Here is a 12,055-nt window from a genome sequence, read left to right as displayed (position 1 = left end):
ACCGAACGACCTACGTGCCCGCGTGCGCGAGCACTGCCAGCAGCGTAGACGGTCGGGCGGTCGTCACCGACCGCCCGACCGTCCCTCCCGGGTGCCCCGGTCCCGGCCGCGGTCCGACGCGCCCGGCCCCCGAGACGCCCGGGGCGGGACCCGGCCGCTGCTCAGAGGACCTTCGAGAGGAAGGCCTTCGTGCGCTCCTCGCGCGGGGCGTCGAGCACCTGCGAGGGCGGGCCCTCCTCGACGACCACCCCGCCGTCCATGAAGACGACGCGGTCCCCCACCTCGCGGGCGAACCCGATCTCGTGCGTGACCACGACCATCGTCATGCCGGCCTTCGCGAGGTCGCGCATGACGTCGAGGACGTCGCCCACGAGCTCGGGGTCCAGCGCGGACGTCGGCTCGTCGAACAGCATGAGCTTCGGATCCATCGCCAGTGCGCGGGCGATCGCCACGCGCTGCTGCTGGCCGCCCGACAGCTGCGACGGGTACGCCCCGCCGCGGTCGCCCAGGCCGACCCGCGTGAGCAGCTCGCCCGCGCGCGCCTCGGCGTCCTTCTTCGCGACGCCCTTCACGAGCACCGGCGCCTCGACGATGTTCTGCAGCGCGGTCTTGTGCGCGAACAGGTTGAACCGCTGGAAGACCATCCCGATCTCGGCGCGCTGCCGGACGGCGTCCTTCTCCGGCAGCTCGTGCAGCCGGCCGTTCTTCTCGCGGTAGCCGACGAGCGCGCCGTCGACGGAGATGCGCCCCCGGTGGATCGTCTCGAGGTGGTTGATGCAGCGCAGGAACGTCGACTTGCCGGAGCCGGACGGCCCCAGCAGGCAGACGACCTCGCCGGGCTGCACCGTCATGTCGATGCCCTTCAGCACCTCGTTGAGGCCGAAGCGCTTGTGCACGTTCAACGCCTCGACCATCGGCGTGCCGCTCGCGGCGTTCATCCCGGGTTCCCCGGTCCGCCGAAGCGCACGGACGCAGCTCGTGCCCTCGCCCGCTGGAGCGGCGTCGGCGGGAGCTCGCGCACGTTGCCGGCCGCGTAGTGCCGCTCGAGGTAGTACTGGCCGATCGACAGGATGGAGGTCATGAGGAGGTACCAGATGCATGCCGCCACCAGCAGCGGCACCTGCTGGTAGTTCTGCGCGTAGATCAGCTGGACGCTGTAGAGGAGGTCGGCGACGCCGATCGTGGCGACCAGCGAGCTGGTCTTCAGCATGTCGATCGCCTGGTTCCCCGTCGGCGGGATGATCACCCGCATCGCCTGTGGCAGGACGATCCGCCGCATCGACTGCGCCCCGGTCATGCCGAGGGCCTTGGCCGACTCGACCTGCCCCTCGTCGACGGACAGCAACCCGGCTCGGACGATCTCCGCCTGGTAGGCCGCGAGGTTCAGGCCGAGACCGAGGATCGCGGCCGTGATCGGGGTGATCAGGTCGTTGCCGTTCGCGCTGACCAGCACCGGACCGCCGAAGGGCACGCCGAAGCTGATCGTCGAGTACAGCGCCCCGATGAAGCTCCACCCCAGGAGCTGCACGTAGACCGGGGTCCCGCGGAAGAACCAGATGTAGGCCAGCGAGACCCAGCGCAGCACCGGGTTGTCCGACAGCCGCATGACCGCGAGGAGCGTCCCCAGCGCGATGCCCAGGACCACCGCCACCGTCGAGAGCCAGATCGTCAGCCAGAGACCGCGCAGCACGCGGTCGGCGAACAGGTAGTCGCCGACGACGTCCCACTTGAAGTTGTCGTTGCGGATCGCGGACGACAGCAGGGACGCGACGAAGACCAGGACGATCAGCGCGAACAGCCACCGGCCGTAGTGCCGGACCGGGACCGCCTTGATGTCCCCCGCGTCGGACGCGGGGGACGTGGGGCTCGTGGCCACCGGGCCTAGCTCTCGGCGCCGTTGATGACCGGATCGGTGATCGCCGCGCTCTTCTCGAGACCCCACTTGTCGAGGATCTTCTGGTACGAGCCGTCGGCGATCATGCCCTTCAGCGCCGCCTGCAGCGCCTTGGTCAGGTCACCGAGCTTCTTCGGCACGGCGATGCCGTACGGGGCGGTGCCGTAGGGCTGACCGGCGATCTTGAACTGCCCGCCCGCGATCTTCACCTGGTAGTCGGCGACCGGAGAGTCGGCCATGCTGACCTGGGCGCGGCCGCTGGAGAGCGCGAGGTTCGCGGCGCTCTGGTCGGGCAGCGACGACAGCTCGAGCTTCTTCCCGCCGCACTTCTTCGCCTGCGCCTGCGCGTCGGTCTCCTGCGTGGTGCCCTTCTCGACGGCGACCTTCAGGCCGCAGAGGCTCGCGAGGTCGGTGACCTCCGGGCCGCCCTGGGCCTTCGTGAAGAACGACGTGCCGGCACGCAGGTAGGTGACGAAGTTGACGACCTTCTCGCGCTCCTTCGTGTCGGTGAAGGACGACATGCCGAGGTCGTACTTGCCCGACTGGAGGCCCGCGATGATGCCGTCGAAGCCGGCGTTCTTGACCTCCAGCTTCAGGCCGAGGGCCTCGCCGAGGCCCTTCGCGAGGTCGGGGTCGAGACCGATGATGGTCTTCCCGTCCTTGTCGAAGAACTCGTTGGGGGCGTACGACGCGTCGGCCGCGACCGTCAGCGTGCCCTTGGACTTGACCTCGGCCGGCAGCAGCGCCACGGCCTCGGTGTTGACCTTCGTCTCGGTCTTCGCGGGCTCGCTCGTGCTCGTCGTCGTGTCGTCGTCGCTGCTCCCACAGCCCGTCATGGCGAGGGCTAGGACGGCGGTCGAGGCGAGGGCCCCGAGTGTCGGTGTGCGCACCGGATCTCCTTGGGTTCGGGCGGGCCGCTGAGGAAGGCCGCGGACATCTCGTCCGGCGACCGTCGCCCCGCCGATCGGGTGGATCGTAGGCGACGTTCACACGCCGTTGGCATCCATCTCGGCGATCGTCGCGTGCCCAGCGTGCTCCCTCTGGAGCACCGTCCACGACCGGCGGCCGGAGCCCGCCCACGACACCCGGCAACCCGTCTGGTGCAGATCCGCAACCTCCGTCAGGTCGTCCACCCGATGCGCCGGAATCGCCCGCTGGGACAGCGATTCCGGGTGTACAGCGATACCCGCCCGACGGCGCCGTGAACACCCATCGAATGTCCGTCCGAACGGCCCTCTGGACGCCCCGCCGCGGGCCGATGGCGGGCGGCCGGACGCGCGGAGCGATCGCCAGGGGGCCTCAGACCGCGGCCGGCGCCTCGCGCCGTGCGACCTCGGCCCGGACCGCCGGGGCGACCTCGGTGCCGAAGAGCTCGATCGCCTCGAGGACCTTCCGATGGGTCATCGCACCGAGGGCGAACTGACCCATGTAGCGGTCGTTGCCGAAGAGCTCGTGCGCGTGCAGGATCTTGGCGGTGAGCTCCTCCGTCGAGCCCACGCCCAGCGCGTTGAGTCCGGACCGCTGCTGGTCGAACGCCTCGCGGGTCATCGGCGGCCAGCCGCGCTCCCGTCCGACCCGGTTCATCATCGGCGCGTAGGCGGGCCAGAACTCGTCGGCCGCCTGCTTCGAGTCCGGCGCGACCCACGTGTGGGTGTTGATCGCGACCCGGCCACCCTCGGGGTCCAGACCGGCGTGGTCCCGCGCCCGCTTGTACAGGTCGACCAGCGGCACGTAGCGCTCGAAGGTCCCGGAGAGGATCGCGATCGTCAGCGGGAGGTCGAGGAGTCCCGCCCGGGCGACCGACTGCGGCGTGCCGCCGACGGCGACCCAGACGGGCAGCGGATCCTGGACCGGGCGCGGGTAGACGCCGGCATCGTTCAGCGGCGCGCGATGCGTGCCCGACCAGGTCACCTTCTCGCTCCCCCGCAGCTCCAGCAGCAGGCCGAGCTTCTCCTCGTAGAGGTCGTCGTAGTCCTTCAGGTCCTGGCCGAAGAGCGGGAACGACTCGGTGAAGCTGCCACGGCCGGCCATGATCTCCGCCCGCCCGTGCGACAGCAGGTCGACGGTGGCGAACTGCTGGAACACCCGCACCGGATCGTCGGACGACAGGACCGTGACCGCGCTGGTGAGCCGGATCCGCTCGGTGCGGGCGGCGATGGCCGCGAGCGCCACGGCGGGAGCGGAGACCGCGTAGTCGGGCCGGTGGTGCTCGCCGAGGCCGAACACGTCGAGCCCGACCTGCTCGGCCAGCTCGGCCTCCTCCAGGAGATCGGCCAGGCGCTGCTCCGGGGTCACCAGCTGCCCGGTGGACGGGTCGCGCCCGACGTCGGCGAAGGTGGCGATTCCGAGTTCCATGACGAGCTCCTGCGGGATGCGAGGCCGGGGCTGGTGCCCGGCGCCTGCGGTCATCATGGCACATCAGCGCGCTATTCGGACCGTGGTCCGCTTATTGCGGGCGTCGACGGAGGGCCGGCCCGACGACGAGCGGGGCCGCGCGTCGCGCGGCCCCGTCGGTGCCCATCCCCGCGTGGCCGGTCCCCCGGCCCGTGGCTACTTGATGGAGTCGTAGACCGCGAACAGCGGCAGGTACATGGAGATCACGATGAAGCCGACCGCGCCGCCGATGACGACGATCAGGAGCGGCTCGAGGATCGACATCAGGGCCTTGACCGCGGCGTCGACCTCGTCCTCGTAGAAGTCGGCGACCTTCGACAGCATCGCGTCGAGGTCGCCGGTCTCCTCGCCGACGCCGACCATGTGGGACACCATCGGCGGGAACACCGGCGCCTCGCGCAGCGGCGCCGCGATCGTGCCGCCCCGCCGGATGCTCTCGGCGACCTCGGTCATGGCGTCCTCGATGACGGTGTTGCCCGAGGTGCGACCCGTGATCTCGACGGCGTGGAGCAGCGGCACGCCGGCCGCGGCGAGCGTGCCGAAGGTGCGGGACCAGCGGGCGATCGCGACCTTCTGGACGATCGTGCCGATCTTCACGGGGAGCTTGAGGAACAGCTTGTCCTTGTTGCGGCGGCCCTGCTCCGTCCGCACGTAGCGCCGGACGGAGAAGACCGTGGCCGCGACGATCAGGATCCCCGCCCACCAGTAGCCGGTGACGGCGTCGCTCATCGCCACCGTGATCTTCGTGATCGCCGGCAGCTTGCCGTTGAAGTCGTTCAGGACGCCGACGAAGACCGGCACGAGGAAGGCGACGAGGGCGAGGACGACGATCAGCGCGAACGAGATCACGACGCTCGGGTAGACCATCGCGCTCCTGACGGCGCGGCGGAGCTTGTCGTCCTTCTCGAGCTGGTCCGCGGCGCGCTCGAGCGCGTCCTCGAGGATGCCGCCGATCTCGCCGGCGTGGACCAGGGCGACGAACAGGCGGCTGAAGACGCGCGGGTGCTGCTCCATCGCCTCGGAGAGGGACGCGCCCCCCTCGACGTCGGTGCGGACCTGGGCCAGCACCTCCTTGAACTTGTCGTTCTCGGTCTGCAGCTCGAGCACCGACAGCGCGCGGAGCACCGTCATGCCGGACGAGATCATCGTCGAGAACTGGCGCGAGAAGACGACCATGTCGCGCGCCTTGACGCGCTCCATGATCTTGATCTCGAAGTTCCAGGCCGCACGCTTGAGGTCGACCGAGAGCGGGATCATGCCCCGCTGGCGCAGCAGGTCGGAGACGGCGTCGGCGTTGTCGCCGTCGAGCTCGCCCTTGGCGCGCGTCCCGGCGGGCTCGAGGGCGAGGTAGGAGTAGGTGCTCATGAGGCGGGGGTCCTCCGGGGGCTACATCGCCGCCAGCTGCGGCTGCTGCTGGGCGGGGTCGAGGGCGGGCGACATCGGGCGCGGCGTCTCCCCCGCGTTGTCCAGCAGGCGGCGCAGGTCGCCGACCTCGTTGGCCCGCTGCTCGGCGACGGAGCGGTCCAGCCGGCCGCTCTGGACGAGCTCGACGAGCGAGGTCTCGAGCGTCTGCATGCCGTAGCGCTGCCCGGTCTGGATCGACGAGCGGATCTGGTGGGTCTTGCCCTCGCGGATCAGGTTCCGGATCGCGGCGGTCGGGATCATGATCTCCATCGCGCAGAGCCGGCCGGTGCCGTCGGCGGTCGGGAGGATCTGCTGGCAGAGCACCCCCTGGAGCGCGGAGGCCAGTTGCATGCGGACCTGGTTCTGCTGGCCGGCCGGGAACGAGTCGATGATGCGGTCGACCGTCTGCGGGGCGTCCTGCGTGTGCAGGGTCGCGAAGACGAGGTGGCCGGTCTCCGCGGCGGTCAGGGCGGTGCCCATCGTCTCGATGTCGCGCATCTCGCCGACGAGGATCACGTCCGGGTCCTGACGCAGCGCGGCCTTCAGGGCCATGGCGAAGCTCTGCGCGTCGGTGCCCAGCTCGCGCTGGTTGACGATGCAGCCCTTGTGCGGGTGCAGCACCTCGATCGGGTCCTCGATGGTGAGGATGTGGTCGTGGCGCTCGAGGTTGATCTTGTCGATCATCGCGGCGAGCGTCGTCGACTTGCCCGAGCCCGTCGGGCCCGTGACGAGGACGAGTCCGCGGGGCTTCTCGGTGAGGCCGCCGATGACCTCGGGCAGCCCGAGCTCGGCGAGCGTCCGGATGCGGTCGGGGATCAGGCGCAGTGCCGCGCCGGTCGCGCCGCGCTGCTGGAACGCGTTGACGCGGAAGCGGGCCACGCCCGGGATCGGGTAGGCGAAGTCGACCTGGCGGTCGGTCTCCAGCTTCTGCCGCTGCGGCGTGCTCAACAGGCCGTACACCAGCTCCCGGCAGGCGACCGTGTCCAGGACCTCGGACTTCGGGACCGGCATCAGCGAACCACGCACCCGGATCATCGGGGGGCTCTCCGCCGTCAGGTGGAGGTCGGATGCTTCGTGGGCGATCATCGCCTGGACGAGATCGTGGAACTGGGGGGCCATGTCCCTCCACCGATCGGCCCGCGCGGCGCTCCGCGGTGAGGTGGACGCCGTCCGGTGGACGAACGGTGGACCGCGATGGACGGCGCGCGTGGACCGTGCTCGCACCCTTCGCGCTCCGGGTCCCGCGGACTTCGGACCCGGACGCTCGGGGCGGGCCCCGGTCCCGGCTACGCGTCGCCGGTGACGCGCGTGACCTCGGCGAACGAGGTCCGGCCGCTCAGGACCTTGCGCAGGCCGTCGTCGCGCAGCCGGGCCATCCCGGTCGCGACCGCGCGGGCGGTGATGCGATCGATCGGGGCGCGCTCGACGATCATCGAGCGCATCTCCTCGTCGACGACCATCACCTCGTAGAGCCCGATGCGGCCGCGGTAGCCGGTGTCGCCGCAGCGGCCGCACCCGACGGCCTCGAAGACGTCGACGTCGTCGTCGACCACGAAGCCCTGCTGCCGCACGAGCTCGGCCGGCATCCGGACGGGGCGCTTGCAGGTCTCGCAGAGCGACCGCGCGAGGCGCTGGGCGACGACGCAGTCGATCGCGGAGGCGACGAGGAACGGCTCGACGCCCATCTCGAGCAGGCGGGTGACGGCCGTCGGGGCGTCGTTCGTGTGGAGCGTCGAGAGGACGAGGTGGCCGGTGAGCGCGGACTCGACGGCGATCTTCGCGGTCTCGGCGTCGCGGATCTCGCCGACCATGATCACGTCGGGGTCGGCACGCATCATCGAGCGCAGGCCGTTGGCGAACGACACGCCGGCCCGGGTGTTGACCTGGACCTGGGTGACGCCGTCGAGCTGGCGCTCGACCGGGTCCTCGATCGTGACGATGTGGCGGTCGGCGGTGTTCAGCCGCTGCAGGGCGGCGTAGAGCGACGTGCTCTTGCCCGAGCCGGTCGGCCCGGTCGCGAGGATCGCGCCGTAGGGCTTCGTGAACGCGGCCTCGAAGCGGCTGCGGTCCTCGATCCCCATGCCGAGGCGGTCGAGCGTGATCACGCCGTCGGCGCGGTCGAGGATGCGGAGGATCACGGCCTCGCCGTGCACCGACGGCAGGGTCACGGCGCGCAGGTCGACGCCGCGGCCGTCGATGGTGATGCTGACGCGGCCGTCCTGCGAGCGCCGGCGCTCGGCGATGTCGAGGTCCGCCATGACCTTCAGGCGGCTGACGAGCCCCGGGACGAGCGCCTTGGGGACCGTGGCGGTCTCCGTCAGGACGCCGTCGATGCGGAAGCGGACCCGCATCCCGTGCTCGAGCGGCGAGAAGTGGACGTCGGAGGCGCGCCGCTCGATCGCCTGGGCGAGCACCGTGTTGACGAGGTTGATGACCGGCGCGTCCTCCGTGCCGGAGCGGACGTCGATCGCGTCGTCCTGGCCGCCGGTGTCGGTCGGCGCGTCCGGCGTGGCGCGCTTGACGGCCTCGTCGAGGTGCGTCAGCGACGCGAGGCGCACCTGCACGTCCTCGCGCGCGGCGACCGCCAGCCGCACGGCCCCGCGCGTCAGCATCGCGAGGTCCTCGGCGATCAGCATGTTGCTGGGGTCGGCGATCGCGATGACGAGCTCGTGGCCGAGACGGGCGACCGGGACCGCCTGGTAGGTGCGCGCGTCGTCGGCGGAGAGGATCCCGGTGACCGAGGCGTCGGGCTGGGTGTGGGCGAGGTCGAGGTGGTCGAGCCCGTAGCGGTCCGCGAGGGCGCGGGCGACCCCGTCCCCGGTGGCCACGCCGAGCTCCACGACGGCGCGGTCCAGCGGCAGCTCGCGGTCGCGGGCGGCGGCGACGGCGTCGCGGACCCCCTGGGGCTCGGCGCCGCGGGCGACGAGGATCTCGGTCAGCGGCATGCCGGCGAGCTCGAGGCGCGGGGAGGACAGCGCCCGCTCCAGGGGCAGCATCTCGCCGTCGAGGCCACCCGGATGGGCATGCTCGACGGTGCCCTCCTCGGCTCCTAGTGACGGCTGGTCCAACACGGTCTTCACGAGTATCGGCCAGATCCGGGCGAACCTCCACCCCTGGACGAATCGACGCACGGACGAGCGGGACGCCGTCGTCGCCGCCTGGACGGATCGTGAGGCCCGGGCCGGTGGAGCCGCGGGGTCGGGGTGGACGGGCGGTGGTGCCGGAGGCCCCCGGGCGAGGAGCCGGGCGCCCCGACCGGCCGCCGGGCGGCCGGATCAGGTGCGCACGGCGTCGTCCATGACGTCCCGCGGCGCGGGCCGTCCGGTCCAGCGCTCCAGGCTCCGGGCGCCCTGGGCGACGAGGATCGCGAGGCCGTCGACGGTCCGCGCACCGGCGTCCGCCGCGGCGTGCAGGAGCGGTGTGCCGCCGGCGCGGTAGACCAGGTCGACGACGACGCGGTGGACGCCGAGGTCCGCGGCCCGGACCGGCAGGCGCTCGAACGTCTCCTCCGGGTCGTGGAGCCCGACCGCGGTGCAGTTGACCAGCAGGTCGGCGTCGAACGGGGCGTCGACCGCGTCGACGCCGAGGTCGTGGGCCAGCTCCACGGCGCGCCCGGCGGTGCGGTTCCAGACGGCGACGCGGGAGCAACCGGCCTCGCGCAGCGCCCACGCGCACGCGCGGGAGCTGCCGCCGGCGCCGAGGATCAGCGCGGTGCGCCCGGCGGCCGGCTCGCCCAGCACGTCGATCAGGCCCGGTGCGTCGGTGTTGTCCGCCTCGATCGTCCCGTCGCCGAGCACCGTGAGCATGTTCGCAGCACCGATCTCCGCGGCGGCCGGGGTGGCCACGTCGGCGGCGGCGAGGGCCTCGTGCTTGTGCGGGATCGTCACGTTCGCGCCGGCGAACCCGGAGTCCGGCAGCGCGGCGAACGCGGCGGCGACGTGCTCCGGCGGGACCGGCAGCGCCCCGTACGTCCAGTGCGCGAGGCCGAGCGCGCGGAGCGCCGCGCCGTGCATCGCGGGCGAACGGCTGTGGGCGACCGGCCAGCCGAAGACGCCGAGGCGCCACGGGCGGGCCGGGTCGAGGCCCGCGGCCGCCGGCGACGGGGCTTCGGTCAAGACCTGCAGCCCTTCGCGTCCTTCGCCGACGGGTCGCCCCCGGCGCGCTGCTGTGCGGCCTTGTACGCCGCGTCGTCCTTCTGGAACTCGGCGTTGTTGGTGCTGAAGCTGTGACGCCCGCCGCCGCACGGCTTGACCACGTAGTAGATGTACGAGGTCGAGGCCGGGTTGGCGGCGGCCTTGATCGACGCCAGGCCCGGCGACCCGATCGGGGTCGGCGGGAGGCCCTTGCGGCGCCGGGTGTCGTACGGGTCGTTCGGGTCGAAATCCGAGTTCTTCAGCGGCGTGTCCCAGTTCTTGAGCGCGTAGCGCGTCGTCGCGTCGATCCCGAGCGGCATGTCGTTCTTGAGCCGGTTGTAGATCACCGACGCCACGATCTTCCGCTCGGACGGGACCCGGACCTCGCGCTCGACCATCGACGCGATGATCAGCACGTCGTAGTCGGAGAGGTTCGCCCGCTTGGCGCGCCGCATCGAGACCTTCGAGAAGTTCTCCTCGAACGCCTTCAGCTGCTCCGCGACCAGTGCGGCCGACGTGGCGCCCCCGCGCTGGAGCTCGTACGTCGCCGGGTACAGGAAGCCCTCGAGGCCCTTGCGGCTGCGCGGCTGGCCGTACGTCCGGGGGTTGAAGCCCTTCGACCTGGCGCTCGCCGTCAGGTAGCTGCCGGAGACGCCCGCCTTCTTGATCGACGAGGCGATCTCGCTCCGCGACAGGCCCTCGGGGATCGAAACGCGGACGACCGACGGCGGCAGCGGGTCCTGCTGGAGCGCCTTCAGCGCCGCGCCGTAGGACATGTCCCGCTTCAGGCGCAGCACGCCCGCCTTGAGGTTGCCGCCGTCGCCGGAGATCCGCGCGCGGATCGCGAACGCCAGCGAGTTGCTGACGACGCCCTTCTCCTTCAGCAGCTTGCCGATGTCGTCGACCGAGGACCCGGGCTTGATCCGCACGCGGATCTCGCCCTCGCCCTCGCCGTGGAACGGCTGGAAGAGGAACACGACCGCCGCGAGCACCAGGACGAACGGGACGAGGACGACGATCGCCGCGATCCGGGAGACGCCACGGCGCGCGGGCGCCTTGCGGACGTGGACGCTGGCGGGGGACGCGTCGCGGTCGCGCCGGAACCGGCGCTTCTTCGGCGACTCGGGCAGCGTGTTCCGGGTGGCGGCGTCGATCGTGCCGATCGGCGTCTGGTCGTCGTCGTGATCGGCGTGGTCGGCGTGGTCGGCGTGGTCGTCGTGCCCGTCGTCCGTGCCGAACCAGTCGTCGGGGTCCTGCCGCTGCGGCGGTGCACCGGTGCCGGGCGGCCCGATGCGCGGGCCCGCGGGGTTCGGGCGGGTCTCCTGGGCGGCGGACGCCCGGGCGGGCCGGTCCGTCGGAGCGTCGGGTGCCGAGGGCCGCGCGCCGGAGGTCGTCGGGCGCTCGGGCGCCTCCTGCGGCGGCGGGGGCGGCGGGCCGGCGGCGCCCTGCGACCACCAGGGCCCGCGGGTGCCCGCCGGCGCGAGGTCGGGTGCGGGTGCGGAACGGCGCGCCGCGGGCTGCCCGTCGGCGTCGGACCGTCCGGCCGCCGGGTCGCGGGGCGCCGAGGCGCGGCGGACGGTGTCGCCGGCCGGGCGCGGGTCGGTGCTCGGCGGCGGACCGGCCGCGGGGCGCGCGTCCGGCTCCGGGCGGGCTGCGGCGCCGCGGTCGTCGGCCGCCGGGCCCGTCGCGGCGGCGGGACGGGCGTCGGTGACCGGGTCCGGACGGTCGCCGGAGCGGGTCGGGCCCGTCTCGGTCCCTTCGCGCAGGGCCGCGAGGCGCTCGCGACGTCCGACGGCCGCCGCGTCCTCGGGGCTCTCGGGCGTCGTGCGATCGCCGGTCGCGGCCGTCTCCGGGGCGCCTGGTCGCGCCGTGTCCTGCGCGCCCCCGAGGCCGAGGGACGGCTCGGCGACGGGCAGGTCGTCGATGCTGCGCGGGACCGGTCGGCCCTCGCGTTGGGCGCGCCGCTGCTCGCGCTCGAGGCGCGCCCGCTGGCGGTCGTCCTCCGACCGCGCCCCGCCCCCGCGCTTTCCGCGAGGACTCACCGCTGGGTCCCGTCCGACGTCGGCATCGCGGGAACGCTAGTCGAGGAGCCTGACGCGTGCGCGACCGATCGCCCTGCGGGCGCGGACTTGCGGTGCACGGGGTCGACACGACGCACGGCGCGTGCGCGCGGTGCTCTCCGCGAGATCGCCCACGACGGGCACGATCGGCCGGACCCCGATGCCGCGGA

The 12,055-nt window shown here is 72.6% G+C and carries 9 protein-coding genes; all 9 read right to left on the bottom strand.

Annotated features, from left to right (window positions below; all coding sequences use genetic code 11):
* Positions 1–161: 161 nt before the first annotated feature.
* Complete coding sequence (locus PATMI_RS0117705) at positions 162–938, bottom strand: ATP-binding cassette domain-containing protein (RefSeq protein ID WP_026911836.1); 777 nt, start codon at positions 936–938, stop codon at positions 162–164.
* The gene (locus PATMI_RS31265; protein ID WP_036726067.1) at positions 935–1,876 is read right to left on the bottom strand and encodes an amino acid ABC transporter permease; all 942 of its coding nucleotides are present in this window, start codon (positions 1,874–1,876) and stop codon (positions 935–937) included. Before PATMI_RS31265 ends, PATMI_RS0117705 begins: the two co-directional genes overlap by 4 nt.
* A 5-nt stretch (positions 1,877–1,881) precedes the next feature.
* Positions 1,882–2,784 carry an ABC transporter substrate-binding protein gene (locus PATMI_RS0117695; protein WP_026911835.1) on the bottom strand — a complete coding sequence of 301 codons (903 nt, stop codon included), beginning with the start codon at positions 2,782–2,784 and terminating at the stop codon, positions 1,882–1,884.
* A gap of 409 nt (positions 2,785–3,193) precedes the next feature.
* Positions 3,194–4,249, bottom strand: coding sequence for an Atu2307/SP_0267 family LLM class monooxygenase (locus tag PATMI_RS0117685; RefSeq protein WP_026911834.1), 1,056 nt, complete (start codon positions 4,247–4,249; stop codon positions 3,194–3,196).
* Between the two features lie 195 nt (positions 4,250–4,444).
* On the bottom strand, positions 4,445–5,653 hold the full coding sequence (locus tag PATMI_RS0117680) for a type II secretion system F family protein (RefSeq protein ID WP_026911833.1): 1,209 nt from the start codon (positions 5,651–5,653) through the stop codon (positions 4,445–4,447).
* A gap of 21 nt (positions 5,654–5,674) precedes the next feature.
* Positions 5,675–6,811 carry a type IV pilus twitching motility protein PilT gene (locus tag PATMI_RS31260; RefSeq protein ID WP_084270042.1) on the bottom strand — a complete coding sequence of 379 codons (1,137 nt, stop codon included), beginning with the start codon at positions 6,809–6,811 and terminating at the stop codon, positions 5,675–5,677.
* Between the two features lie 167 nt (positions 6,812–6,978).
* Positions 6,979–8,772 carry a GspE/PulE family protein gene (locus PATMI_RS0117670; protein WP_157260830.1) on the bottom strand — a complete coding sequence of 598 codons (1,794 nt, stop codon included), beginning with the start codon at positions 8,770–8,772 and terminating at the stop codon, positions 6,979–6,981.
* A gap of 195 nt (positions 8,773–8,967) precedes the next feature.
* Complete coding sequence (locus PATMI_RS0117665; protein WP_036726065.1) at positions 8,968–9,807, bottom strand: shikimate dehydrogenase family protein; 840 nt, start codon at positions 9,805–9,807, stop codon at positions 8,968–8,970.
* Positions 9,804–11,867, bottom strand: a complete 2,064-nt coding sequence (mltG, locus tag PATMI_RS38565; RefSeq protein ID WP_026911830.1) for an endolytic transglycosylase MltG — start codon at positions 11,865–11,867, stop codon at positions 9,804–9,806. The genes PATMI_RS0117665 and mltG overlap by 4 nt, the downstream gene beginning before the upstream one ends.
* Positions 11,868–12,055 lie beyond the last annotated feature (188 nt).

It is taken from the genome of Patulibacter minatonensis DSM 18081, assembly GCF_000519325.1.
Classification (GTDB): Bacteria; Actinomycetota; Thermoleophilia; order Solirubrobacterales; family Solirubrobacteraceae; genus Patulibacter; species Patulibacter minatonensis.
The sequence above is the reverse complement of the archived record's forward strand: the minus strand, read 5'-3'. Positions and strand labels throughout refer to the sequence as shown.

Bases quoted from the DNA above. Each gene is read 5' to 3' on its own strand.
- PATMI_RS0117705 (WP_026911836.1), bottom strand. From the start codon at position 938: ATGAACGCCGCGAGCGGCACGCCGATGGTCGAGGCGTTGAACGTGCAC.
- PATMI_RS0117685 (WP_026911834.1), bottom strand. From the start codon at position 4,249: ATGGAACTCGGAATCGCCACCTTCGCCGACGTCGGGCGCGACCCGTCC.
- PATMI_RS0117680 (WP_026911833.1), bottom strand. From the start codon at position 5,653: ATGAGCACCTACTCCTACCTCGCCCTCGAGCCCGCCGGGACGCGCGCC.
- PATMI_RS31260 (WP_084270042.1), bottom strand. From the start codon at position 6,811: ATGGCCCCCCAGTTCCACGATCTCGTCCAGGCGATGATCGCCCACGAA.